Source organism: Sphingomonas naasensis (genome assembly GCF_004792695.1).
GTDB classification, from domain to species: Bacteria; Pseudomonadota; Alphaproteobacteria; order Sphingomonadales; family Sphingomonadaceae; genus Sphingomonas; species Sphingomonas naasensis.
The window spans coordinates 107,271-132,610 of sequence record NZ_SRXU01000002.1 but is presented as its reverse complement, the minus strand read 5'-3'; the positions used below and the strand labels follow the sequence as shown (position 1 = coordinate 132,610).

General features: G+C 67.6%; 23 protein-coding genes. 12 read left to right on the top strand and 11 right to left on the bottom strand.

Annotated features, from left to right (window positions below; translation table 11 throughout):
- Positions 1-80: 80 nt before the first annotated feature.
- The 4 genes from E5A74_RS05815 to E5A74_RS05800 all read left to right on the top strand — a co-directional run bounded on the left by E5A74_RS05815 (position 81) and on the right by E5A74_RS05800 (position 3,242).
- Positions 81-1,331: a lipoprotein-releasing ABC transporter permease subunit gene (locus E5A74_RS05815; RefSeq protein ID WP_135983332.1), complete on the top strand. Its 1,251-nt coding sequence runs from the start codon at positions 81-83 to the stop codon at positions 1,329-1,331.
- Positions 1,332-1,498: 167 nt separating this feature from the next.
- On the top strand, positions 1,499-2,173 hold the full coding sequence (locus E5A74_RS05810; RefSeq protein ID WP_135983331.1) for an ABC transporter ATP-binding protein: 675 nt from the start codon (positions 1,499-1,501) through the stop codon (positions 2,171-2,173).
- Complete coding sequence (locus E5A74_RS05805) at positions 2,170-2,766, top strand: GNAT family N-acetyltransferase (protein WP_240699679.1); 597 nt, start codon at positions 2,170-2,172, stop codon at positions 2,764-2,766. Before E5A74_RS05810 ends, E5A74_RS05805 begins: the two co-directional genes overlap by 4 nt.
- A complete protein-coding gene (locus E5A74_RS05800; RefSeq protein WP_135983330.1) occupies positions 2,763-3,242 on the top strand; it encodes a glutathione peroxidase in 480 nt (159 codons plus the stop codon). Before E5A74_RS05805 ends, E5A74_RS05800 begins: the two co-directional genes overlap by 4 nt.
- A gap of 152 nt (positions 3,243-3,394) precedes the next feature.
- Here E5A74_RS05800 and E5A74_RS05795 read toward each other — a convergent pair whose 3' ends face one another.
- Positions 3,395-3,820, bottom strand: coding sequence for a hypothetical protein (locus tag E5A74_RS05795; RefSeq protein WP_135983329.1), 426 nt, complete (start codon positions 3,818-3,820; stop codon positions 3,395-3,397).
- A gap of 242 nt (positions 3,821-4,062) precedes the next feature.
- Between E5A74_RS05795 and dnaE the strand changes: the two genes are divergently transcribed.
- Together dnaE and E5A74_RS05785 are read left to right on the top strand one after the other, a co-directional pair.
- Entirely contained in the window at positions 4,063-7,542 is a 3,480-nt protein-coding gene (gene dnaE / locus E5A74_RS05790) for a DNA polymerase III subunit alpha (protein ID WP_135983328.1), read from the top strand.
- Between the two features lie 247 nt (positions 7,543-7,789).
- Positions 7,790-9,373, top strand: a complete 1,584-nt coding sequence (locus tag E5A74_RS05785) for a long-chain fatty acid--CoA ligase (RefSeq protein ID WP_135983327.1) — start codon at positions 7,790-7,792, stop codon at positions 9,371-9,373.
- Positions 9,374-9,513: 140 nt separating this feature from the next.
- Here E5A74_RS05785 and E5A74_RS05780 read toward each other — a convergent pair whose 3' ends face one another.
- Positions 9,514-12,141 carry a M1 family metallopeptidase gene (locus E5A74_RS05780; protein ID WP_135983326.1) on the bottom strand — a complete coding sequence of 876 codons (2,628 nt, stop codon included), beginning with the start codon at positions 12,139-12,141 and terminating at the stop codon, positions 9,514-9,516.
- Positions 12,142-12,262: 121 nt separating this feature from the next.
- Between E5A74_RS05780 and E5A74_RS05775 the strand changes: the two genes are divergently transcribed.
- Complete coding sequence (locus E5A74_RS05775; protein WP_420822484.1) at positions 12,263-13,513, top strand: SGNH/GDSL hydrolase family protein; 1,251 nt, start codon at positions 12,263-12,265, stop codon at positions 13,511-13,513.
- Positions 13,514-13,637: 124 nt separating this feature from the next.
- On the opposite strand, the gene E5A74_RS05770 is transcribed toward E5A74_RS05775, so the two are convergent.
- Positions 13,638-14,708, bottom strand: a complete 1,071-nt coding sequence (locus E5A74_RS05770; protein WP_135983324.1) for a PA0069 family radical SAM protein — start codon at positions 14,706-14,708, stop codon at positions 13,638-13,640.
- 137 nt (positions 14,709-14,845) lie between these two features.
- On the opposite strand from E5A74_RS05770, the gene E5A74_RS05765 reads away from it, so the two are divergent.
- Positions 14,846-15,595, top strand: coding sequence for a tetratricopeptide repeat protein (locus E5A74_RS05765; RefSeq protein ID WP_135983323.1), 750 nt, complete (start codon positions 14,846-14,848; stop codon positions 15,593-15,595).
- Positions 15,596-15,688: 93 nt separating this feature from the next.
- Positions 15,689-16,561: a hypothetical protein gene (locus E5A74_RS05760; RefSeq protein ID WP_135983322.1), complete on the top strand. Its 873-nt coding sequence runs from the start codon at positions 15,689-15,691 to the stop codon at positions 16,559-16,561.
- A gap of 10 nt (positions 16,562-16,571) precedes the next feature.
- Here E5A74_RS05760 and E5A74_RS05755 read toward each other — a convergent pair whose 3' ends face one another.
- The 8 genes from E5A74_RS05755 to E5A74_RS05720 all read right to left on the bottom strand — a co-directional run bounded on the left by E5A74_RS05755 (position 16,572) and on the right by E5A74_RS05720 (position 22,664).
- The gene (locus E5A74_RS05755) at positions 16,572-17,279 is read right to left on the bottom strand and encodes an META domain-containing protein (protein WP_135983321.1); all 708 of its coding nucleotides are present in this window, start codon (positions 17,277-17,279) and stop codon (positions 16,572-16,574) included.
- A gap of 245 nt (positions 17,280-17,524) precedes the next feature.
- Positions 17,525-18,325 carry a TrmH family RNA methyltransferase gene (locus E5A74_RS05750; RefSeq protein WP_135983320.1) on the bottom strand — a complete coding sequence of 267 codons (801 nt, stop codon included), beginning with the start codon at positions 18,323-18,325 and terminating at the stop codon, positions 17,525-17,527.
- Between the two features lie 32 nt (positions 18,326-18,357).
- Entirely contained in the window at positions 18,358-18,618 is a 261-nt protein-coding gene (locus tag E5A74_RS05745; protein ID WP_208411768.1) for an HPr family phosphocarrier protein, read from the bottom strand.
- Between the two features lie 8 nt (positions 18,619-18,626).
- Positions 18,627-19,034: a PTS sugar transporter subunit IIA gene (locus tag E5A74_RS05740; protein ID WP_135983318.1), complete on the bottom strand. Its 408-nt coding sequence runs from the start codon at positions 19,032-19,034 to the stop codon at positions 18,627-18,629.
- A 1-nt stretch (position 19,035) separates the two neighbouring features.
- Complete coding sequence (gene rapZ, locus E5A74_RS05735) at positions 19,036-19,974, bottom strand: RNase adapter RapZ (RefSeq protein WP_135983317.1); 939 nt, start codon at positions 19,972-19,974, stop codon at positions 19,036-19,038.
- Positions 19,971-20,414, bottom strand: coding sequence for an HPr kinase/phosphorylase (locus tag E5A74_RS05730; RefSeq protein WP_135983316.1), 444 nt, complete (start codon positions 20,412-20,414; stop codon positions 19,971-19,973). The genes rapZ and E5A74_RS05730 overlap by 4 nt, the downstream gene beginning before the upstream one ends.
- Complete coding sequence (locus E5A74_RS05725) at positions 20,414-21,988, bottom strand: sensor histidine kinase (RefSeq protein ID WP_135983315.1); 1,575 nt, start codon at positions 21,986-21,988, stop codon at positions 20,414-20,416. The genes E5A74_RS05730 and E5A74_RS05725 overlap by 1 nt, the downstream gene beginning before the upstream one ends.
- Positions 21,957-22,664 (bottom strand): response regulator transcription factor, encoded by a 708-nt coding sequence (locus tag E5A74_RS05720; protein WP_135983314.1) that lies wholly within the window; start codon positions 22,662-22,664, stop codon positions 21,957-21,959. Before E5A74_RS05720 ends, E5A74_RS05725 begins: the two co-directional genes overlap by 32 nt.
- 176 nt (positions 22,665-22,840) lie before the next feature.
- On the opposite strand from E5A74_RS05720, the gene E5A74_RS05715 reads away from it, so the two are divergent.
- The 3 genes from E5A74_RS05715 to E5A74_RS05705 are packed head-to-tail and all read left to right on the top strand — an operon-like array spanning position 22,841 to position 25,340.
- Complete coding sequence (locus E5A74_RS05715) at positions 22,841-24,457, top strand: phosphoenolpyruvate carboxykinase (RefSeq protein ID WP_135983313.1); 1,617 nt, start codon at positions 22,841-22,843, stop codon at positions 24,455-24,457.
- A 39-nt stretch (positions 24,458-24,496) separates the two neighbouring features.
- A complete protein-coding gene (locus E5A74_RS05710; RefSeq protein WP_135983312.1) occupies positions 24,497-24,949 on the top strand; it encodes a hypothetical protein in 453 nt (150 codons plus the stop codon).
- A 37-nt stretch (positions 24,950-24,986) separates the two neighbouring features.
- A complete protein-coding gene (locus E5A74_RS05705; protein ID WP_135983311.1) occupies positions 24,987-25,340 on the top strand; it encodes a hypothetical protein in 354 nt (117 codons plus the stop codon).

Genomic DNA, 25,340 nt, shown 5'->3' with positions numbered 1-25,340 from the left:
TGGCGGGCAATCCATTGCCAGCGGCGCCCCGCCTGGCCTAGAGCAGCGACGAGCACTCACGTCAGGGCCCAACCGACCGCATGCTACTCTCGCGCTACGAGCGGATGATCGCCCGCCGTTATCTCCTGCCTGGCCGCAGCGAGGCGTTCATCGCCGTCGTCGCCGGGTTCAGCCTCGTCGCGGTGATGCTCGGCGTCGCCGCGCTGATCGTCGTGATGAGCGTGATGAACGGCTTCCGGGCCGAGCTGTTCGACAAGATCACCGGATTGAACGGCCATGCCGTGGTCCAGGGCTATGCCGGGCAGCTGCGCGACTGGCGCCAGATCGTCGAGGCAGCCAAGGCCACGCCCGGCATCACCAGCGCGACGCCCCTGATCGAGCAGCCCTTGTTCGCCAACTATAATGGCCGCGTCGAGTTCGCCCAGGTCCGCGGCATGCGCGTCGAGGACATCCGCAACAATCCCGCGCTCAAGGGCAAGGAAGTGATCGGCTCGCTCAGCCGGCTCAAGCCCGGCGGCGAGCAGGTAGCGATCGGCTCGCGGCTGGCGGAATCGCTCGGCGCCACCGTCGGCAGCAAGATCACGATCATCAATCCCGCGGGGGCCGCGACGCCGATGGGCACGATGTACCGCTCGGTCAGCTACACGGTCGAGGCGATCTTCGAGGTCGGCGTCTATGATTTCGACAAGATCTTCGTGATCATGCCGATCGAGGACGCGCAGACCCTGCTGCTGCTCGGCGACGCGGTGAGCATGGTCGAGATGGACACCAACGCGCCCGACAATGTCCAGCAGATCGTCGCGCCGCTGGTCGACAAGGTCGGCAAGAGCGGCCAGATCGTCGACTGGCGCCAGATGAACCGCGAGCTGTTCGAGGCACTGCAGGTTGATCGGATCGTCTCGTTTACCGTGCTGTCGATCATCCTCGTGGTCGCCTCGTTCAATATCGTCTCGTCGCTGATCATGTTGGTGCGGTCCAAGACCCGCGACATCGCGGTCTTGCGAACGATGGGCGCGACGCGCGGCGGGCTGATGCGGATATTCGTGACCGTCGGCACCACGATCGGCGCGCTCGGCGTCGCCGCGGGCGGGGTGCTCGGCTTCCTGTTCATCACTTTCCGCGCGCAGGTCGTCCAGTTCATCGGGCTGGTCACCGGGCAGCAGGTCTGGGACCCGTCGATGCGCTTCCTCACCGAATTGCCCGCCAAGACCGATCCGATCGAGACGATCGGGATCTGCGTGATGGCGATGATCTTCACCTTCCTCGCCACGCTCTATCCGGCCTGGAAGGCGGCGAGCACCGATCCGGTCCAGGTGCTGCGTTATGAATAGTCTCGTGCAAATCCTCCCCCGGAGGGGGAGGGGGACCGCGCAGCGGTGGAGGGGTAGTCTCCGCGAACGAGAAACCGTTATCTCTTGCGCGTCGCCCAGCCACACTTACCCCTCCACCATGCTTTGCATGGTCCCCCTCCCCCTCCGGGGGAGGATCGAGAACGCTCATGGCTGAACCCATTCTTCAGACGCGCGGACTCAAGCGCAGCTTCAGGCAGGGCGAGGTCGTGATCGAGGTGCTGCGCGGCATCGATCTCGATATCCTGCCCGGCGAGATCGTCGCGCTGCTCGGCCCGTCGGGCTCGGGCAAGTCGACTTTGCTGCAGGCCGTGGGGCTGCTCGAGGGCGGGTTCGAGGGCTCGATCCGCATCGCGGGCAGGGAAGCCGCGCAGCTCCCCGCCGGCGGCCGCACCGAGGTCCGCCGCGACAGCCTCGGCTTCGTCTACCAGTTCCACCATCTGCTCCCCGATTTCAGCGCGATCGAGAATGTCGTGCTGCCGCAGATGATCCACGGCGCCACCCGCGCCGATGCCGATGCCCGCGCCGGGCAGCTTCTCGCCGCGCTCGGTCTGGCGCAGCGGCTGACCCATCGTCCCAACCAGCTCTCGGGCGGCGAGCAGCAGCGCGTCGCGGTCGCCCGCGCGCTGGCCAACCGGCCGGCGCTGGTGCTCGCCGACGAGCCCACCGGCAATCTCGACGAGGCCACCGCCGACCGCGTGTTCGCCGAATTTCTCAAGCTGGTCCGCGACGAAGGCTCGGCGGCCCTCGTCGCGACGCACAACGAACGCCTCGCCGAACGGATGGACCGGGTGGTGCGGCTGCACGAGGGCCATCTGGAGTGAATGTCTGGCGCGAGACGCCGACGCTCGCCGGCCGCCACGTCACGCTGCGCCCGATGGTCCGCGAGGACCGTCCGGCGCTGCTCGACGCCTTCGAGGGCCTCCACCAGCTGTTCCACACCACCGTGCCGAATGCCGAGACGTTCGACGCCTGGTATGATCGCGTCGCGTTCGACACCGTGGCGGGGCGCAACCTGCCCTTCACCGTGCTCGATGCCGAGGGCCGCGTCTCTGGCGTCACCCGCTTCCTGCGGATGAGCCCGGGGCATCGCCGCGTCGAGATCGGCGGCACGCTCTATGCGCCGCGCGTCCAGCGCACCGGGCTCAACACCGAGGCCAAATATCTGCTGCTCGGTCACGCCTTCGAGACACTCGGGGTGCACTGCGTCCAGATCCGCACCGATTTCCTCAACCACGCCTCGCGCCGCGCGATCGAGCGGCTGGGGGCGCGGCTCGACGGGGTGCTGCGCGGCCATCTGATCCTCAAGGGGCATCTGCGCGACAGCGCAGTCTATTCGATCCTCGCGCACGAATGGCCGGGGGTGCGCCGCAATCTCGAATTGCTGATGTCCCGCTACGATGGAGAGGCCGCATGACCGCGATCACCGAGATCCCCGTCCGCACCGCCGATGGTGCGGAGACCACGCTCGCCGATCACGCCGGCGAGGTGCTGCTGATCGTCAACACCGCCTCGAAATGCGGCTTCACCCCGCAATATGCCGAGCTCGAGGCGCTCCAGCGCCAGTACAAGGACCGCGGCTTTTCGGTGCTGGGCTTCCCGTGCAATCAGTTCGGCGCGCAGGAGCCGGGCGACGCGGCGGAGATCGCCAATTTCTGCTCGCTGACCTATGACGTGACCTTCCCGGTCTACGCCAAGGTCGACGTCAACGGCGCCGATGCCGCGCCCCTGTTCGAGCATCTCAAGAAGGAAGCGCCGGGGCTGCTCGGCTCGAAGGCGATCAAGTGGAACTTCACCAAGTTCCTCGTCGATCGCGAGGGCAGGGCAGTCGACCGCTATGCGCCGACCACGTCGCCGAAGGACATCGCCGGCGATATCGAGAAGCTTCTGTAACGCCCCTCCCTGCAAGGGAGGGGCAGGGGGTGGGTGCGCGCCGCAGGCGCGCCCATCGAGCTGCATGGAATCAAGAAAAGGCCGGGCATCGAGCCCGACCATTTCTTACCCACCCCTAATCCCTCCCTGGGAGGGAGGAGAATTGCAGAACCTCAGCGCCCCGACGGCCCGGGCAGGCAGATCACATACTGGCCGTTCTTCTCCATCAGCGGCTTCTCGCCATCGTCGCCGGCGACGAGCTTGCCCAGCTTGGCGAGCATCGCGACCATCGAGGTCGCGCCGGCGATCGGGCGGCCGCGCGGGTCGCGGCGCGGGGCGGGGCGGGCGTTGCGCGCCTCGCGGCGGCGCGCCGGCGGGGCGAGCCGGTGCATGCGCTGGGCGACGTCGGTGGCGTCGCTCGCCCGGCCGAACTCGCGCCACACCACGCGGAAGCCCTGCGGCACCTGCGTCCAGTCGCCCGCCGCATCGGTGCGGATCATGTCGCAGCCGCAGCGGTGGCAGATGCTGAATTCCATCCCCTGATTGTGGTGACGCCGCGCCGAAGGGACATGGTTCATCACCGTGCAGAAGAGGGTCATCGGCGGCTACTCCAGTTACCGGATCGCGGGCACTGCCCAGGACGGGCGCGTCGGCGATCGAGAGGTTGATCTCGTTAACCACGCTTTGGCCCAGCCGGCGGGTGAGTCGCCATTCAGGTCGGTCCCCATAAGCGACTCCACCCATCGGGTTGTTACGGATGCCGATGGTTACTTTTGGGAAAGCTGTGGAAAGCTCCCGGGCCGCGTTGGCAAAGCCCGGCCCACGCGGCTAGGGTCTCGCGATGGCGCATTCGGGATTCGTACCGCTTCGGGTCTTCTCCTCCTACACCATGCTCGAAGGCGCGATCGAGCCCAAGGCGATCGCCAAGCGCGCGCGCGAGCTCGGCTTCCCCGCGGTCGCGGTCGTCGATCGCAACGGGCTCTATGCCGCCATGTCCTTCTCGGATGCGTGCAAGAAGGCCGGCGTCCAGCCGATCGTCGGCACCTTGCTCGCGGTCAAGCGCCCCGAGCTCGCCGAGGGCGCCCCGCCGGCGATCGATTGGCTGGCGCTCTACGCGCAGGACGAGACCGGCTATCTCAATCTCTGCCACCTCGTTTCGGCGGCGCATCTCGATCGCCCGATCGAGGAGGATGCGCACGTCACGATGGAGGCGCTCGCGGGGCGCACCGACGGGCTGCTATGCCTCACCGCCGGCGCCGAGGGCGCGCTCGCCCGGCTCTATGCCGAGGGGCAGGATGCCGCCGCCGAAGCCTATGCCCGGCGGCTCGAGACGCTGTTCCCCGACCGGCTCTATATCGAGATCGTCCGCCGGCTGAACGAAGTCGAGGGCCGCGCCGAGCCCAGGCTGCTCGACTATGCCTATGCCCGCGATCTCCCGATCGTCGGCACCAATCCGTGCTGCTTCGCCGAGGAGACCTTCCACGAGGCGCACGACGCGATGCTCTGCATCGCCAATTCCTCCTATGTCGCCTCCGACGATCGCCCGCGCAGCTCGCCCGACGCCTGGATGAAGCCCGCGACCGAGATGAAGTCGCTGTTCGCCGACCTGCCCGAGGCGATCGCCAACACGCTCGTCGTCGCGCAGCGCAGCGCCTATGCCGCGCCCAAGCGCAAGCCGATCCTGCCCAGCCTCGCCGGCGATCGCGAAGGCGAGGCGGCGATGCTGCGCGAACAGGCCCGCCAAGGTCTCGAGATGCGGCTGGCCAAGGCCGGGATCACCGCCGCCGACGAGCGCCAGCTTTATGCCGAGCGGCTCGAGTTCGAGCTCGACGTCATCATCCAGATGGGCTTCCCCGGTTATTTCCTGATCGTCGCGGACTTCATCAAATGGGCCAAGGCGCACGACATCCCCGTCGGCCCGGGCCGTGGTTCGGGCGCGGGTTCGGTGGTTGCCTGGGTGCTGACGATCACCGATCTCGATCCCTTGAAGCTCGGCCTGCTCTTCGAACGCTTCCTCAACCCGGAACGCGTGTCGATGCCCGACTTCGACATCGACTTTTGCGAAACCCGCCGCGGCGAGGTGATCCGTTACGTCCAGGAGAAATATGGCCGCGACACCGTCGCGCAGATCATCACCTTCGGGACGATGAAGGCGCGTGCGGTGCTCAAGGATGTCGGCCGCGTGCTCCAGATGAGCTATGGCCAGGTCGATCGGCTCGCCAAGCAGATTCCCAATCTGCCGACCGATCCGTGGACGCTCGAGCGCACGCTCAACGGCATCAGCGAGTTCCACGCCGAGTACAAGAACCACAGCGACGTCCGCCATCTGGTCGACCTGTCGATGCGGCTCGAGGGCCTGCCGCGCCACTCGTCGACGCACGCCGCCGGCGTGGTGATCGGCGATCGCCCGCTCGCCCAGCTCGTGCCCCTGTATCGCGATCCGCGCTCGGACATGCCGGTCACCCAGTTCGACATGAAATATGTCGAGGGCGCCGGCCTCGTGAAGTTCGACTTTCTCGGCCTCAAGACGCTGTCGGTGCTCAAGAAAGCGGTCGAGCTGCTCGCCGATCGCGGCATCGAGGTCGATCTCGACACGCTCGGCTGGGACGATCCCGAAGTCTACGATCTGCTCCAGCGCGGCGACACGGTCGGCGTGTTCCAGCTCGAATCCGAAGGCATGCGGCGCACGCTGACCGCGGTGCGCCCGACCAATTTCGGCGACATCATCGCGCTCGTCTCGCTCTATCGCCCCGGACCGATGGACAACATCCCGAGCTTCGGCCACCGCAAGGCCGGGCGCGAGGAGATCGTCTATCCCCACCCGGCGCTCGAGCCGATCCTGAAGGAGACCTACGGGATCTTCGTCTATCAGGAGCAGGTGATGCAGGCCGCGCAGATCCTCGCGGGCTACAGCCTCGGCGGCGCCGACATGCTCCGCCGCGCGATGGGCAAGAAGATCAAGGCCGAGATGGATCAGCAGCGCGCGATCTTCGTCGAAGGCTGCGCGAAGGTGAACGACATCAAGGCGAGCAAGGCCAACGAGTTGTTCGATTTGATCGACAAGTTCGCCGGCTATGGCTTCAACAAGTCGCACGCCGCCGCCTATGCGCTGCTCGCCTATCAGACCGCGTGGCTCAAGGCGCACCACCCGCACGAATTCTTCGCCGCCTCGATGGCGTACGACATCCACCAGACCGACAAGCTCGCGATCTTCGCCGACGATATGCGTCGGCTCGACATCGAGGCGCTGTCGCCCGACATCAACAAGAGCCTCGCCGATTTCCATGTCGAGAAGACCGAGGCGGGGCTGGCGGTGCGCTATGCGCTCGGCGCGCTCAAGGGCGTCGGCGAGCGCGCGATGGAATTGCTCGTCGAGGAGCGCGAGACGCGCGGCAGCTTCCAGTCGCTCGACGATTTCGCCAAGCGGGTCGACCCGCGGCTGCTCAACAAGCGTCAGCTCGAGACGCTTGCCGCGGCGGGCGCGTTCGATGTGATCGAGCCCAATCGCGCCGGCGTCCATGCCGCCGCCGAGACGATCCTCGCGGTCGCCCAGCGCACGCATGAAAGCCGCACCAGCGGGCAGGGCGGCCTGTTCGGTGAGTCCGAGCCGAGCGGCGGCGCGATCAATCTGCCGCGCAGCGCGGTCTGGTCGCTCGCCGACAAGATCGCCGCCGAAAAGGATGCGTTCGGCTATTATTTCTCGGCGCATCCGCTCGATCGCTACGCGCATCTCGTCCGCAGCCAGGGCGCGCGCGAGATCGCGACGCTGAACGAAGTGCCGATCCCCGAGGGCGGCCGTGTCGGCGCGACGATCGCCGCGCTGATCGAGGACGCGCGCTGGCGCACCTCGGCGCGCGGCAATCGCTACATGATGGCGACGATCTCGGACACCAGCGCGCAGACCTTGTGCAGCTGCTTCGACGAGTTCGCTGCCAAGGACATGGAAGACGCCGCGCGCGAGGGCGGCTGCGCCTTGCTCACCGTCGAGCTCGACAAGCGCCCGGGCGAGGATACCCCGCGCGTCTCGATCAAGCGCGTCCAGCCGTTCGAGAGCATCGCCAACACCGCCCGGCTGATCGTCGACCTCACCGTCACCGACGCCGCGGTGCTCCCGCGCCTCGCCGAGCTCATCGGCGGCGAGCGCGGCGGCCGCAGCACGGTCCGCGTCTGGGCGCCATTCGGTGCCGAAGGCCAGGCCGAAGTCGTGATCGGCCGCAACTTCCGCATCGACGAGGAAATGGTCGAGCGCATCCGCGGGCTCCCCGGGATCGCCTCGGCGCGCTTCGGCCGCCCCGAAGTGACGCTCGCCGAAGCGGCGTAGATCCCCCGGAGAGGAGGATTGTCACTTCCACCGTCATCCCGGCCTTGTGCCGGGATCCACTGCGCCGCGATCGAGAAGCAAGCGGCTTGAGGGTCACGCGTGCCTCCTGGTGGATCCCGGCACAAGGCCGGGATGACGGATTGGGGACAGGCCCCCCGTAACGAATCATTGCCGCCGGCCGTCCCCCTCGACACCCCCGCACTCCAGGCATACCCTCTCCTCGAAAACATAAGCGCCGGAGAGAGCGATGCTGGGTGGAATGCAGGATTTCGAGCTGCGCGTGATGCGCCTGCTCGATCACGCCGCGCGCGAGCACGGCCCGCGCGAGATCGTCACGCGCTGGGCCGATGGCAGCGAGACGCGCACCGATTGGGCGGGGGTCGCGCGCGACGCCCGCAAGCTCGCCCAGGCGCTCGAACGGCTCGGCATCGCCAAGGGCGATCGCGTCGCCACGCTCGCGATGAACCATAGCCGCCACCTTGTCGCCTGGTACGGCGCGATCGGCATGGGCGGGGTGATCCACACGATCAATCCGCGGCTGTTCGAGGATCAGCTCGCCTTCATCGCCAACCATGCCGAAGACCGGGTGCTGCTCTACGATCGCGCCTTCCAGCCGATCGTCGACAAGCTCAAGCCGCAATGGACGACGATCGAGCATTATATCTGCTTCGACGACGGCGCGTTCGAAGCGCTGCTCGCGCCCGAGACCGGCGACTATGCCTGGGTCGAGGGCGACGAGCGCGAGCCCTGCATGCTCTGCTACACCAGCGGCACCACCGGTAATCCCAAGGGCGTGCTCTACACCCATCGCTCGACCGTGATCCACGCGATCACCGAGCTCCAGCCCGCCGAGTTCGATCTCTCCACCCAATCGGTGGCGATGCCGATCGTGCCGATGTTCCACGCGGTCGGCTGGGGCCTGCCCTTCGCCGGCGCGGCGGTGGGCGTGAAGTTCGTCTTCTCGGCGATCAACGATCCCGTCGTGCTGTGCGAGCTGATGAACCGCGAGAAGGTGACGCACAGCGCCGGCGTGCCCACCGTCTGGTTCGCGATGTTCCAGTATATGGATGCCAGCGGCAAGGCGCCCGAGCATCTCCGCATCGTCACGATCGGCGGCTCGGCGGCGCCGCGCGCGATGATCGAGCGGCTGATGAAGATGGGCATCCGGGTCAACCACGCCTGGGGGATGACCGAGACGTCGCCGATCGGGACGATGGGCGCGCCGTCGCCCGATTTCGACGAACTGAGCTTCGAGGCGAAGGTCGATCAGGTCTCGAAGCAGGGCAAGGTGCCGTTCGGCGTCGAGCTGCGCGTCGTCGACGAAGAGGGCGTCGATCAGCCCCGCGACGGCAAGAGCTCGGGCCGGCTGCAGGTGCGCGGGCCGTGGATCATCCGCCAATATTTCGGCGAGGAGCAGCTCGCGGTCGATCCCGACAATTGGTTCGACACCGGCGATGTCGCGGTGCTCCACCCCGACGGCACGATGCAGATCACCGATCGCGCCAAGGACGTGATCAAATCGGGCGGCGAGTGGATCAGCTCGGTCGAGCTCGAGAACGCCGCGGTCGGCTGCGCCGGCGTCGCCGAGGCCGCGGCGATCGGCGTGTTCCATCCCAAATGGGACGAGCGCCCGATCCTGCTCATTGTCCGCAAGCCCGACAGCGAAGTGACCGCCGATCAGATCCAGGCGCATCTCGAGAAGCATGTCGCCAAATGGTGGCTGCCCGACGAGATCCATTTCGTCGACTCGCTGCCGCATACCGCCACCGGCAAGCTGCTCAAGACCGCGATCCGCGCCCAGTACAAGGACTTCAAGCTGGCGGCTGCTTAAACCTCCCTCTCCCCTTGTGGGAGAGGGAGGGAGCCGACGAAGTCGGCGGAAGGGTGAGGGGGAGTGAGTCTCAGTCCCCCTCATCCTTCCCACTCGCTGCGCGAGCGAGCCCCTCCCTTCTCCCACAAGGGGAGAAGGAGTTACTTACCCCCCAGCACCGCCGCGCTCACCGCACCCGCTTTGGCGTCCTTGAACCGTGCGCAGTTGCGGATCGCGTCGACCGCGCGGTCGAGCCCGAGCGTGCTGTCGTTCGCCAGCTGCGGGCGCAGCTTGGCGTTGACGGCGTCGGCGGCTTCGTTGGTGCACAGCACGTTGAACATCTGCGCCGCGCGCGACGAGAAGATCCCGCCGCCGCCGCTCGCCTTCGAGAAAGTGTCGAAGTTGCTGAGCATATAGTCCGAGGCGATGTCGCGCGTGCGCGAGGAGCCGAGCAAGCTCGCGGTGGCGTAGAGCCGGCCGATCTGCGGCAGGCGCGGGTCCTTGAACTCGCCCAGGAACCAGCGCGCGACCTCGGGGTTGCCCGAATTGCCGATCGCCTGGAAGCCGATCTGGCGGAGCATCGGATCCTGCCCGGCGAGGCTCTTCTCCGCGACCGTCCTGGCCAGCGGCACGCCCTTGTCCTCGATGTCGATCGCGAGCGCGAGCAGCGCGAATTGTGGGTCGAGTGCCTTGGCGTCGCCGGCAAGATACGCGTCGGCCGCGCCGGTCAGCCTGCCGCGCAGCACCGGGTCGCCGCCCGCGCCCGCGACGAGCTGGACCATGTCGCTGCGCAGCTTCTTCTTGTCGGGGCTGTCGGCGGCATGCGCGCCGGCCGCCGGATCGAAGCCGAGCGCGGCGAGCTTGGGCCCGTAGATGTCGGCGATTAGCTTGCGATAGGCGGGCAGCGCCGCCTCGCTGATCAGCCCGCGGCGGAGCAGCCCGCGCAGCCGCTCGCCATTGTCGAGCGCCGCCTTCGCGGCCGGATGCGCCGACATCGAACGCGAAAGCGCGAGCAGCTGCGGGAACTGCGCCTTGCCCGCATAGAACGACGCCCACAGGCTGTCGGTCACCGCCAGCGCCTCGCCCTCGGGCAGCGTCGGCGCGGCGGCGATCAGCGCCTGCCAGTCGGCCGGGTCCATGTCGAACCGATAATAGCCCCAGCCGCCGGCATTGGGCACGATCACGCCGTCGCCCTTCGCCTCGATTGCGCCGCTCGGCTTGTCGAGCAGCGTGCAGCTGCGCACCGCCGCGCGGCGCACGCAGACCGGCACGATCCACTGCGTCGCGGGCAGATTCGCGCCGAAATAGGCATAGCGCGCCTGGCTGGCGGTGAGCGCACCGCCGTCGCGCTTGAGCGTCACCACCGGCACGCCCTCCTGGTCGACGAAGCTGCGCAGCGAGGCGAGCACGCGCGGGTCGTGCGCGGCGCTGGCGAGCGAGTCGAAGAACTGGTCGGTGGTGGCGTTGCCGTGATGGTAGCGCTGCATGTGCAGCCGCACGCCGTCGCGGAACTTCTCCTCGCCCAGATAGGCGGCGATCATCGCGACGACCTGCCCGCCCTTGCCATAGGTGATCTGGTCGAACGCCGCGTCGATATCGGCGTCGTTGGTGATCGTCTCGTGGATCGGCCGCCCGGCCGCCAGCGCGTCGATCTGCATCGCGTCGAACGCCTCGTCGATCGCCGACACGCCGATGTTGAGATCGGGCCGCCATTCGTTGCCGATGCGATAGCCCATCCAGTTGGCGAAGCTCTCGTTGAGCCAGATATCGTCCCACCACGCCGGGGTGACGACGTCACCGAACCATTGGTGCGACAGCTCGTGCGCGACGACCATGCCGAAGGTCTGCTTGTCCTCGGTCGGCGCGTTCTCGTCCATGAACAATATGCCGTCGCCATAGATGTCGGCGCCGGCATTCTCCATCGCGCCGGGCATCACCGGCGAGCCGATCTGGTCGAGCTTGGGATAGGGGAAGGGCTGGTTGAAGTAATTCTCGAGCAGCGCGACGATCTTCTTCGAACCGTCGAGCGCATATTGCATCTGCCCGGCATAGGGCTTGGTCGCGACGATGCGCAGCGGCAGCGGTTTGGCGCGCTGCGCCGTGGCAGGCACGGTGCCCTGCAGCGTGACGAACGGGCCGGTGACCAGCGCGACCAGATAGGTCGGCAGTGGCTCGGTCGGCGCGAAGCGGTGCCTGACCAGCTTGCCGGCGGCGACCGGCTTGCCCTGCTCCGGCGCGTTGCTCACTGCGACGAAGCCCGGCCGCGTGGTGATGCTCACCGTGAACGGCGTCTTGTACCCCGGCTGGTCGAACGACGGGAAGGCGGCGCGGGCGTCGATCGATTCGAACTGGCTCCAGCTGTACCAGTCCTCGCCCACCTTGATCCGGTACAGTCCCGAGGGGCCGTCGCCGAACGCGGCGTCATAGTCGAACTTGAGCGTCACCCGCCCCGCTGGCAGCGTCCGCCCGAAATCGACCTGGGCGAGCCCGGTCGGCGATTTCTGGGTGAAGGTCACCGGCGTCTCGCGCTTGCCGATCTTCACCACGGCCTTGCGCACCGTCAGGTCGCGGCCGTGCAGGAAGATCGCGGAAGCCGCCTGCTTCAGGTCGACATCGATTTCGGTATGCCCGGAGAAGCGCTCCTGCTCGGGCACGATCGTCATGTCGATGCGATAGGCGATCGGCCTGGCCATGTCGGGCAGCTTGCCGGTGGGCAGCGGCGGTGCGGTCTGGGCGAGGGCGGAAGCGGGAACGACGAAGGCGCAGAGCGCGAGCAGAGTGGAGCGCATCGATTATCCTTGAGAGATGCGCGATGCTTAAGCGGATCACTGCCCTAGAGCAATAGTACACCCTGTGCCGATCTTGCCTCGTCGGAGCCGGCCCCTATGGTAGCGATATCAACGGCGGAGGATGCGGATGACGAGCGTGCGCGGGTGGATCGCCCTGCTGGCGATGCTGTGCCTCGGCGGCACGGCGATCGCGCAGGACAAGCCGCATTGGGTGGCGAGCTGGGCGAGCTCGCAGATGGTGCCGACCAACGAGAATGTCGCCCCCGCCGAGGATCTCACCGACGCCACCCTGCGCCAGATCGTCCGCATCACGCTCGGCGGCAAAAGGCTGCGCGTGCGGCTGTCCAATGCCTTCGGCACCGCGCCGCTGGTGGTTTCCGCGGCGAGCGTCGCGCTTTCGGCCGACAATAGCAGCGCGCGCATCGTCCCGGCGACGCTCCGGCCGCTGACCTTCGGCGGCGCCGCAATGGTGACGATCCCCGCAGGCGCCGACTATCTCTCCGATCCGGTCGACTTGCCCGTTACCGCGGGCGCCGATCTCGCGATCAGCCTCCATCTGCCCAATCCGCCGGATCGCCAGACCGGCCATCCCGGCGCGCGCGCGCACAGCCATTTCGCGCATGGCCAGCAAGTGATGGCCGAGGCGCTGACCGGCGCGAAGACGTCGACGCGCTGGTACGCGATCTCGGGCGTCGAGGTCGACGCTCCCGGCGCGCGGGCGCTGGTGATCCTCGGCGATTCGATCACCGACGGCTATGGCGTCCAGCCCAACACCAATGCCCGCTGGCCCGATCGGCTCGCGGTCCGGCTGCGCGCGCATCCGGCGACGCGCGACCTGGCGGTGCTCAACGCCGGCATCGGCGGCAATCGGCTGCGGCTCGACGGCACCGGCCCCAATGCGCTCGCCCGCTTCGAGCGCGAGGTGCTCGCGCCGCCGGGCGTCACCCATCTGCTGGTGCTCGAAGGCATCAACGATCTCGGCACGCTCACCCGCGATGCGCCGGCCACGCCGGCGCAGCATGCCGCGCTGGTCCGCGAGATGATCGGCGTGCTCGCGCAGATCGTCGGCCGCGCCCGCGCGCGGGGCATCAAGGTGATCGGCGGCACGATCATGCCCGACGGCGCCTCCGCCTATTATCACCCCGACGCCGCCAACGAAGCCGATCGCGCCGCGGTCAATGCGTGGATCCGCAAGCCCGGCAATTTCGACGCGGTGATCGATTTCGACGCGGCGATGCGCGATCCGGCCGATCCGACCCGGCTGCGCAAGGACCTCGATTCGGGCGACGGGCTGCATCCCTCGATTCCGGGCTATCAGGCGATGGCCGACGCCGTGCCGCTGGGCTTGTTCGCTGCCAAAGCAAGGCGCTGATCTTCCCTTCGTCACCCCCGCGAAAGCGGGGGCCCATCTCCCCAACGCGCCGCGGATACCCCCGTCGAGCTTGGAAAGCGCACCGGAGATGGGGCCCCGCTTTCGCAGGATTGACGGCGGCGTTCTAGAACAACTCGCCCTGCGGCCCCGGCGGCGGGCGGAACAGATCGGTCCGCAGCCGCAGCCGCTCCCCGTCGAGCCCGAACCGCTTCGCCGCGATGTGGAAGCGCGTGCGCAGCAGCTCGGCCCACGGCCCTTGCCCGCGCATCCGCGTGTGGAAGTTGGGATCATTGTCCTTGCCGCCGCGGATCGACTGGATCGTCGCCATCACCTTGCCCGCGCGATCGGGGAAATGCGTGTCGAGCCACGCGCGGAACAAGGGCGCAACTTCGTGCGGCAGCCGCACCGGCAGGAAGAAGGCGCCGCGCGCGCCCGCCTCGGCGGCGGCCTCGAGGATATGCTCGATCTCGTGATCGGTGATCGCCGGGATCACCGGCGCCATCGAGACGAACACCGGGATTCCGGCATCGGTCAGCTTGCGCACCGCCGCCAGCCGCTTGGCCGGGGAGGGCGCGCGCGGCTCCACCGTCATCGCCACCCGCGGCTCGAGCGAAGTGATCGACAGCATCACCGCCGCCAGCCCCTTCGCCGCCATCGGCGCGAGCAGGTCGATGTCGCGCACCACCCGGTCCGATTTGGTGGTGATCGTGATCGGATGGTTGCACGCGGCGAGCACTTCGATGCAGCCGCGGGTGATCCGCCATTTGCCTTCGATCGGCTGATAGGGATCGGTGTTGGTCCCGAAGGCGATCGGCCGGCACACATAGCCGCGCTTCGCCAGCTCGGCGCGCAGCAGCGCCGGCGCATCGGGCTTGGCGAACAGCCTCGTCTCGAAATCGAGCCCGGGCGAGAGATCGTGGAACGCATGGCTCGGCCGCGCGAAGCAATAGATGCAGCCATGCTCGCAGCCGCGATAGGGGTTCACCGATCGATCGAAGGCGATGTCGGGCGAGTTGTTGCGCGTCAGGATCGTCTTCGGCTTCTCGACCGTCACCGTGGTGCGCAGCGGCGGTGCTTCGCCGTCCACCGCCTCGCGATCGTCCAGCCAGTCGCCATCGGCCTCGCGCCCGGGCAGGTTGAAGCGGGTGCTTTCGCGATTGAGCGTGGCGCCGCGAATGGCCCGGGTCTTTGCCATGCGCGCAACATACGCCTGGCGATGGAACATAGCAAGAACATGTGCCGTGATGAGACGGACGCGCTTCGTCCTCACGCTATGCGAGACGGCGCCCCGCCAAGCTGATAGCCTTGGGCACGAACAGGGGGAGGTTCGCCATGATTCGAATGCACTGGCTCGCCATGCTGGCACTGGTCGGGGTGGCCCCGGCTGCGGCGCGGCCGCTCCCGGCGCTACAGCAGGCCGCGCCAGCCGCGCCGCAAAATGCGCCGATCGCGCAAGAGACGCCGGAAGAAGCCGCGCGCACCGCGAAGCTCGGCGAGGCGCTCGCGGCGATCCAGTCCGGCAAGGCGGCCGAGGCGACGGCGATACTCACGCCGCTGCTCGCCGAATATGAGCAGGCCTATGCCGGCGAGAAGCGCAAGATCTACTGCGCCCAGGATCAAAAGCAGACGATTCTCTATATGTTGCGCGCGGCGGGGGCGAACGAAAATGCCATCGCGATCGGTCCTGGCTGGTGCCTGGCGCTTTGGGGGCGCGGCTTCGCGCTGATCGATCAGCAACAGATCGATGCCGCGGTGCCTTTCCTCGAGCGCGCCGTCGCGATGTCGCCGTCCTATGCGCATTATCTGTCCGAGCTCGGCTATGCCTATCAGGCGCAGAAGAAGTGGCAGCGTTCCTACGACACCTATGCCCGCGCCGCCGAAGCGGCGAAAGGCGAGGAGGGGGAGCAGCGCGCGAAGTCGCTTCGCCGCGCCTGGTTCGGCATGGGCTATGGTTTGATCGAGATGGGCAAGCTCGACGAGGCCGAGAAGATGTTCAACCAGTGCCTCGAGCTCTTCCCCGACGATCAGAAGGTCAAGAACGAGCTCCAGTATGTTCGCGAGCAGCGCGCGAAGAAGAGCTGAATTTCGGCGCGTCCTCGCGGCGCGCGCATTCCAGACAGCATCACGGGCCGCTCCGCGGTCGCGGGCAAATCAGGGGGATCGATGGCAATGGGAATGGGTTGGCGCATCGCTGCGCTCGCGGTGGTGCTGGTCGTCGCCACGCCGGCGGCGGCCGAGATGAACTGCTATGCTCCGCAATGGCAGCGGCTCACCGATGCGAAGCTCGGGGTCAGTGCCGAGGTCAGCACGGATACGCATGTCAGCTATGGGTTCGATCAGGGCTATGTGAACGTCACCGTGGACGAACGCATGCGCCCCGGCGCGAAGACCGCCGAACGGTGCAGCAGCTTCAATTTCAACGTGACTGATTTCGCGCCCGACGAAGTCAGCGATGCGCAGGGCCTGCTCAAGATGCGCGCCGACGAGATCGCAAGGGGCGGGTTGAACAATTTCAGGCTGATCCGCAATCGCGCGCTGACCTTCCAGGGCTCGCCGGCGCGCGAGGTCGCCTTCTCCTTCACGATCGACTATTTCGGCACGCCCGCGTCGCATCGCTATCTGATCGTTATGCGCAACAACCGCCTTTACACCTTCGGTTGGGTGTGGGGCGATGCGGGTGCCGCGCCGGGGGATTCGAACCGGATTTTCGATTCGATCCGCTTCAGCGCGCCCGTCGCCGATGCGAACGCGCGCTCGCGGGCGATGCTCGAGGAGACGATCCTGCTCTACTGGCTGCGCAAGGACTATCCCAAGACGCTGTGGATGAGCCCGGCGCTGCTTCGGATCGCCGATCCCAAGCGCGCGGCCGAGAGCAAGATCGTCGACGGCTATGGCTATGTGCAGAAGGTCGACTTCCTCGGCACCCAGGGCAGCTATCGCGTGTTCCGGGTCGAGCACAGCAATGCGGTGGTCGACTGGTTCGTCATCGACGACGGCAAGCAGATCTCGGCGCTGACGTGGAAGAAGGTGCGCGACATCGCCCGCTAGCCAGGCCGGGTCAGCGCCCGCGTTCGGGCGCCAGCGTCATCGTCCGGCCATCGGCGCTGCTCAGCACCAGCTTGCCGGCGCGGTTGCGGCTCACGCTCAGCTTCTCGCCGAACAGCCGGAGGATCGTCGCCTCCTGGACGTTCTTGACGCGCTCCATGCACGCCATCCGGGTGGTCGCCAGCGGCCCCGCGGTCAGCCGGCCGCGCGCGAAGTCATAGCTGCCGTTGAAGCGGTTGCAGCTGGCATTGCCCGAGATATGGCCGTCGCGGAAGGTCACGTCCGGCGTCGTGCCGCGCGCCACCGGCCGTCCCGACAGCGCCTCGATCCGCCAGCTGCCCTCGATCAGCCGGCCACGCCCGGCCGGCGTGCTCGCATCGCCGCCGCAGCCCTTGTAGGTGCGCCCGTCGACCTTGACCGTCACGGTGTCCGAATAGACGCGATCGCTCATCCCGTCGCTGCAGCTGCGATGGACGGTGTTCACGTCGATCCGCCGGGTCTGCCAGATCTCGCCGGCAAAGCCGTGGATCACCTTCGGCGTCTGCACCACCACGGCGCGCCGGCCGGGCGTTTCGAACTGCATCGTCCGCGCGCCGATCGTCAGGCTCCAGAACGGCTCGGTGCCGCGCGCGCTGTAATCGGCCTGCGCCTGTGCCTGCGCCGCGGCGGGGAGGGCGGTGAGCGCGATCAGGCTCGCGGCAACCAGAGTCGGGAAACGCATCGATTCACTCCTTTTCGCCGGCCGCAATGCCGCAGCCTGACTGAACGGCGCATGGCCGTAACGATCGGCTGCGGTTCAGGATGCTGGCAATGTAGGATTTGCGGTGTCAGCCTCGCTGGCCGGGCTCTTTGAAATCGTCGGAAATTTCCAACAGGGTTGCGCAACAATATTGCGCCGCCGCGCAACGCAAGCGTCGTTCAATCGCGACTCTTGCGACTCTAGGCCGCCCAAATCCTACAGAAACGCTAGCCGCGCGTCCTACTCAGCACTTCATACGCCATCACCGCGGTCGCCACCGCGGCGTTCAGGCTGTCGGCCTTGCCGAGCATCGGAATCTTGACCAGCAGGTCGCATTCCGCGGCCATGAAGTCGGGCATGCCCTGCGCCTCGTTGCCGGTGAGCAGGAAGGTCGGCGCGCGATAGTGGCCGGCCTTATAGTCCTGGTCGGTGTCGAGGCTGAGCCCGACCAGCTGGCCGGGCCCCGAACGAAGCCAGGCCACGAACTCGGCCCAGCTCGCTCTGGCGACGGGCACGGTGAACAACGCCCCCATGCTCGCGCGCACCGCCTCGACCGAGAAGGGGTCGACGCAATCGTCGAGCAGGATCAGCCCGCCCGCGCCGACGGCGTCGCCGGTCCTCAGGATCGTGCCGAGATTGCCCGGATCGCGCAGCCGCTCGGCGACCAGCCAGATCGGCGCGGTCGCGCGGTCGAGCTGGTCTAGGGTGAGCGCGAATTCGGGATAGACGCCCACCACCGCGCCGGGATTGTCCTTGCCCGAGAGCTTGGAGAGGATGTCGGCGTTGGTCTCGATCGCCTCGCCGCCGGCGCCCTCGGTCGCCGCGACCAGCGCGCGGACCAGCGGATGTCCGGCCATGTCCTTCGCGAAGAACAGATAGTCGGGCAGCCGCCCGGCCTCGCGCGCCTCGGTGAGGATGCGCAACCCCTCGGCGAGGAACAGCCCTTCCTCGCGGCGATGCTTCTTGTCGCGCAGGTTGCGGACCCGCTTGATCAACGGGTTGGAAAAGGCGGTTATCTCGCGGGGCATCGGACGCCCTTAGCCGGTCATGTGCGGAAGGGCTATTCCTCGCCGAACCGCGCCTCGACCAGCGCGACCAGCGCCTCTACCGCCTCGTGCGCGCCGTCGCCTTCGGCGCTGATCGTGATCGTGTCGCCCTTGGCGGCGCCGAGCATCATCAGGTCGAGGATCGAGGTGCCCGAGGCGCTGGCGCCGTCCTTCTCGACGATCAGCTCGACCGGCTGGCTGGTCGCGAGCGTGACGAACGCCATGCTCGCCCGCGCGTGCAGCCCCCTGCGGTTCTCGATCTGCACGCTCCGCATCGTCCGGCTCACGCGGCGGCCTCGCCGAGCACCTCGGAGGCAACGGTGATGTACTTGCGCCCGGCGTCGCGCGCGGCGGCGACGGCCTCGGTGACCTTCATCGTCTTGCGCGCGCTGCCCAGCCGGATCAGCATCGGCAGGTTGATCCCGGCGATCACTTCGATCCGCCCGGCCTCCATCAGCGAGATGGCGAGGTTCGACGGGGTCCCGCCGAACAGGTCGCTCAGCACGATCACCCCGCGGCCCTCGTCGACCCGCGCGATCGCCGCGGCGATGTCGGCGCGGCGGCTTTCCATATCGTCTTCGGGGCCGATGCAGATCGGTTCGATCCGCTCCTGCTGGCCCACCACATGCTCCATCGCGACCACGAACTCCTCGGCGAGCCGCCCGTGCGTCACGAGTACCAAACCAATCATTTCAAACTCCGCCCCCTGATATGGTCACCGGGGCCCCCTCCAGCGAGTCCTGCGGCGCGGTCTGCAAATCGCGGTGCGCCACCGTGGGCGAAAAACCCTCTTCGCGCAACCGCCGCGCCATCCGTTCGGCGACATGAACCGAGCGATGGCGCCCCCCGGTACACCCGAATGCGACGGTGACATATGCCTTTCCCTCGGCCTGGTAGCGCGGGAGCAGGAGCAGCAACAGCGCCTCGATCTGCGCCATTGCCGCCGGATAGGCGGGGTCGTCGGCGATATAGTCGGAAACATCGCCATCGCGCCCGGTTCCGGGGCGCAGCGCCTCCACCCAGTGCGGGTTGCGCAGGAAGCGCATGTCGAAGACGAGATCGGCGTCGCGCGGCAGCCCGCGGGCGAAGCCGAACGAGCTGATCGTCAGCACCGTCTGCCCCAGCCCGTCGCCCGAAAAGGTCGAGCGGATCTGCTGCTGGAGCTCGTTCGAGGCGAGGTTGGTGGTGTCGATCAGCCGGTTGGACCAGCGCCGGAGCGGCATCAGCAGCTCGCGTTCGCGGGCGATGCCGTCGCTGGCCGGCCGGTCCTGCGCCAGCGGGTGGCGCCGCCGGGTCTCGGAATAGCGCCGTTCGAGCTCGGCACCGGCGCATTCGAGGAACAGCGTGCCGATCTCGTGGCCGTCCTGCTCGCCCAGTTTCTTGACCCGCTGGACGATGGTCTCGGCATCGAAACCGCGGGTCTGGGTGCCGATGCCGAGCGCGAGCGGCCGATCGTCGTCGCCGTCCGCGCCTTCACCGGGCGGCGTATCGAGCAGCCGGTGGAGCAGGAGCAGGGGCAGGTTGTCGACGGTTTCCCAGCCGAGATCCTCGAGCGTGCGCAGCACGGTCGATTTGCCGGCGCCGGACATTCCGGTGACGAGCAGGATCTGTCTGGGGCGTCGTCGGGTCACCGCGTCGCCTGTTTGACCGCGAGTTCGACCTTGATCGGCGCCGAGGGCTCGAGCGCGGCGAGCGCGAGCACCGGCACGTCGACGCCGGCGATCCGCCGCGTCCGCGTATCCTCGGGGAAGCGGGGCGGGGCGTCGAGAATGACGATCAGCAGGTCCACCGGGATACGCTCCACGCTCGGCATCTCGATAATGCCCAGCCCCCGGACTTCGATCCGTCCGGCGAGATGCGTCGGCGCGCTGGCGAGCAGCTTGCCATCCTGGCGCTGGCAGATCACCTGGCTGTCGGCGACGAGCACCGCGCCGCGATCGATCAGCCGCAGCGCGAGATCGGATTTGCCCTCGCCCGAGCGTCCCTCGATCAGAACGGCTTGGCCGCCGATCGCGACGCAGGCGCCGTGCACCGTCTCGGACGAGACCTCCGGAAGCCGCACCTCCGGCATCAGTCGCGCTCCACCAGGGGCAGCCGCACCACGAACCGTGCTCCGCGCAATCGTTCCTCCCGCGTTTCCACTGAAATGCTCCCCTGATGGCCTTCGACGATGGTACGTGCGATGGCAAGTCCTAGCCCCGAATGCTGACCAAAGGCTTCACTCTCGGGACGGACCGAATGGAATCGGCGGAAAATCGCCTCGCGCGCCTGTTCGGGAACGCCCGGTCCCTCGTCATCCACGCTCACGACCAGCATTTCGCCCTCGAAGCGCGCCGTGATCGCGATCAGCCCGTTCGCGGGCGAGAAGGAGACGGCGTTCTCGATCAGATTCTCGAACACCCGCTCCAGCCGCGCGCCTTCGCCGAGCACGGTGAGCGGTCCGCGCGGGCGCCGGTCGAACAGAATACGGACGCCGTTCGGCAGCCCGCGCGTGCGGCGTTGCTCGAGCAGCGCCTCGATCATCGCGCCGACATCGACCGGCTCGAAGGTGGCGCGGCTGAGCTGGGCGTCGAGCCGCGAGGCATCGGAAATGTCGGTGATCAGGCGATCGAGCCGGTGGACGTCGTCGCGAACGATGCCGAGCAACTGTTCCTGCAGCTGCGGATCCTTGACCTTGGTCAGCCCCTCGACCGCGGAACGCAGCGAGGCGAGCGGGTTCTTGAGCTCATGGGTGACGTCGGCGGCGAAGCTCTCGGTCGCGTCGATCCGCGCGCGCAGCGCCTGGCTCATGTCGGAGAGGGCGCGGGCGAGCAGCCCGATCTCGTCGCTGCGCTCGGGCAGACGCGGCACCACCACCTCGCGCGCGCGCCCCAGCCTTACCCGCACCGCGGCGCGGGCGAGACGGCGCAGCGGCCGCACGATCGTCCGTGCGAGGAACAGCGAGAGCAGGATCGACAGCAGCGCTACGATCAGCAGCACCACGCTCAGCCGGAACCGCTCCATCCGCACCGTCTGGGTGATGTCGCGCGCATTGACCGTGGTCATCACCACGCCGAGCTGGGTGATCGGCGCCGCGGCGGTGATCACCGGCGTGCGATCGGGCGCGCGCCACACGGTTGCGGGGGTGCCATGCGTCTCGCGGGCGATCTTCACATCGGGCCAATCGAGACCCCGGTCGCGGCCGCGCTCTCGGTAGAGCGGGGCGCGATCGGCGCCCGCCACGGTGTCGATCACCGCGTCGAGGAAGCGCGCGGTCGACTGGTTGAACGGGTCCTTGTCGGGGTCGCGCAGCACGAGGTTGCGCAGGCCCAGCTCGTGGCTGTCGGTGATCAGCCTGCCGTCCTCGTCGAACAGACGGATGCGGGTGCCGGTATCGCGGGCGAGACTGAGCACCAGCAGGTCGCGCCGCTCGGGCGTCGCCGAAGCGATCGCCTGCGCGATCAGCCGGACCTCGCCGCGCGCCTCGGCTACCCGGCTGTCGACGATCCGGCTGCGATAGCTGTCGAGATAGAAGAACCCGCTGCCGAGCAGCGCGAGCGCGAAGATGTTGACCGCGAGAATCCTCGGCGTGAGGCTCACGCGGTTCGACCATTTCAGCGCGAGGTCGTTCTCGCTATTCGTCCGAGAAGCGGTAGCCGGCGCCATACAGCGTCTCGATAGCATCGAAGTCGGAATCGACCTGCCGGAATTTGCGGCGCACACGCTTGATGTGGCTGTCTATCGTCCGATCGTCGACATAGATGTCGTCCTGATAGGCGGCGTCCATCAGCTGGTTGCGCGTCTTCACGATCCCCGGGCGTTGCGCCAGCGTCTCGAGGATCAGAAACTCGGTGACGGTCAGCGTCACATTGGTGCCGCCCCAGGTGACGCGGTGGCGCGCCGGATCCATCGTCAGCCGTCCGCGCTCGAGGATCTCGGCGGGCTCCTGCGGATCGCCCTCGCTGCTCGGCTGCGAAGCCTCGGTGCGCCGCAGGATCGCGCGGATCCGCGCGATCAGCAGCCGCTGGCTGAACGGCTTGGCGATATAGTCGTCGGCGCCCATCGCGAGGCCCAGCGCCTCGTCGAGCTCGTCGTCCTTGCTGGTCAGGAAGATCACCGGGATCGCGCTCTTCTCGCGCAGCCGGCGGAGCAGCTCGAGCCCGTCCATCTTCGGCATCTTGATGTCGAGCACCGCGAGATCGGGCGGGTTCTCGATCAGCGCCTTCAGCGCGCTCTCGCCGTCCGAATAGACGCGGGTCAGGAAACCTTCGGTCTGGAGCGCGATCGAAACCGAGGTGAGGATGTTGCGGTCGTCATCGACCAGCGCGATCGTCGCGGTCATGCCGGGCAGCGTGCGTGGCTTTGAAGCATCAGTGACGGGTTAAAGCAAAGTCGGCGGCGGCTCAATCTATTGACAACGCTTACCCGGATTGACCCGTTTCGCGTCGACTGCCTATGGCCAGGGCATTGATAACGCGGCCCCGCCCTCGGGAAGGGGCTAGCGACCTTGGAGGTTGGATGTCGACCACGCGCACCCCGCGCCACGGTCTCGATGCTCAGGGCATCGCGACCGGCGCTCAGCTATTCTGGAATCTCGAGACCGCTCCGCTTGTCGAGCACGCCCTTCGCCGCGGCGAAGCAAAGCTCGGCAGGGACGGGCCGCTGGTGGTCACCACCGGCAAGCACACCGGCCGTTCGGCCAACGACAAGTTCATCGTCCGCGACGCCGAGACCGAGGCCACGGTCTGGTGGGGCAAGGTCAACAAACCGATGACGCCCGATCATTTCGCCGCGCTCAAGGCCGACTTCCTCGCCGAGGTTGCGCAGCGCGAGACGCTGTTCGTCCAGGACCTCTATGGCGGCTCGCAGCCCGAGCACCGCGTCAACGTGCGCGTGATCAACGAACTCGCCTGGCACAGCCTGTTCATCCGCACGATGCTCGTGCGTCCCGAGGCGGACGCGCTCGACGGGTTCGCGCCCGACTATACGATCATCGATTTGCCGAGCTTCCGCGCCGATCCTGCGCGCCATGGCACGCGCAGCGAGACGGTGATCGCGGTCAGCCTCAGCGAGAAGCTGATCCTGATCGGCGGCACTGCCTATGCCGGCGAGATGAAGAAGAGCGTGTTCGGGTTGCTCAACTATCTGCTGCCGCCCAGGGGCGTGATGCCGATGCACTGCTCGGCCAATATCGGCCCCGCGGGCGACACAGCGGTGTTCTTCGGCCTGTCGGGCACCGGCAAGACCACGCTCTCGGCCGATGCCAGCCGCACGCTGATCGGCGACGACGAGCATGGCTGGTCCGATACCGCGGTCTTCAACTTCGAGGGCGGCTGCTATGCGAAGATGATCCGCCTGTCGCCGGAAGCCGAGCCTGAGATCTTCGCGACCACGAAGCGCTTCGGCACGGTGCTCGAGAATGTCGTGATGGATGCCGAGCGCCGCACGCTCGACCTCGACGACGCGAGCCTCGCCGAGAACAGCCGCGGTGCCTATCCGATCGACTTCATCCCGAACACGTCCGAGCACAATCTCGGCCCGGTGCCCAGGAACATCATCTTCCTCACCGCCGACGCCTTCGGGATCATGCCGCCGATCGCGAAGCTCACCCCCGAGCAGGCGATGTATCATTTCCTCTCGGGCTACACCGCCAAGGTCGCCGGCACCGAGATCGGCGTGACCGAGCCCGAGGCGACCTTCTCGACCTGCTTCGGCGCCGCGTTCATGCCGCGCCACCCCTCCGAATACGGCAATCTGCTCAAGGCGCGGATCGCCAGAGGCGGGGTGAATTGCTGGCTGGTCAACACCGGCTGGGCCGGGGGCATGGCCACCGATCCCGGGATCGCGCGCATGCCGATTAAGCTGACCCGCGCGCTGCTCAACGCCGCGCTCGACGGCAGCCTGAACGACGCCGAGTTCCGCGTCGATCCGAATTTCGGGTTCAAGGTGCCGATCGCCGTCGCCGGCGTGGATCCGGCGGTGCTCGATCCGCGCGAGAGCTGGGCGAACAAGGCCCAATACGACGCCACCGCGGCGAAGCTCGTCGACCTGTTCAACGAGAATTTCGCCCAGTTCGCCGACCATGTCGACGAGGGCGTCCGACAATCGGCGCCGCGCTCGCCCCAACCCGTCTGAGCTTGCCCGGTCATCGATCGGGTCTTTAGGAGCCGATCGATGACCGACTTTTCTCCCCGCCTGTTCGCCTCCGACGCCGAGATCGTCCATCTCGGCGAAGGACTGCTCGCATGCAGCCTCGCCCGCGAGGACTGGACGCACGAGGCGCATCTCGCCGCCTGCCTCTATCTGCTCACCGCGCGCCCCGATGTGGATGTCGACGCCGAGATCGCCGGGATCATCTCGCGCTTCAACGAGAGCGTCGGTGGCGTGAACGACGACGCCAATGGCTATCACGACACGATCACCCGCGCCTATGTCGCGGGGGTTCGGCTATTCCTGCGCGAGCGCCCCGCCGGAGGCCTCGCCGAGCGGGTCAACGCGCTGCTGTGCTCGCCGATGGGGCGCCGCGACTGGCCGCTCGGCTTCTACAGTCGCGATCGGCTGTTCTCGGTGGCGGCGCGGCGCGGATTCGTCGAACCCGACCGTGCGCCCTTGCCGACGATGTGCTAGGACCGGCGCGGAGAGCGTTCACGCCAGGAGGTCCGCGATGAGCATTTTGGACGGGATTCTCGGTCAGGTCACCCAGAACGTCGATATCAAGAACCTCGCCGCCAAGGTCGGGCTCTCGCCCGAACAGGCCGAGTCGGCGGTGGGCGCGCTCGCCAAGGCGCATGTCGAGCCCGGCGATACCGCGCAGGGCGCCGCCTCGGCGACCGGGCTGCCGCTCGGCAAGATTCAGGACATTATCGGCCATATCGGCGGCGAGGGATCGCTGGGCCGCTTCGCCGAGCTGCTGAAGGAAAAGGGCGGGCTGCTCGCCGCGCTCGACAAGGATGGCGACGGCAATCCGCTCGACGATGTCGGCAACATGATCTCGGGACTGTTCGGCAAGAAGTCCTGA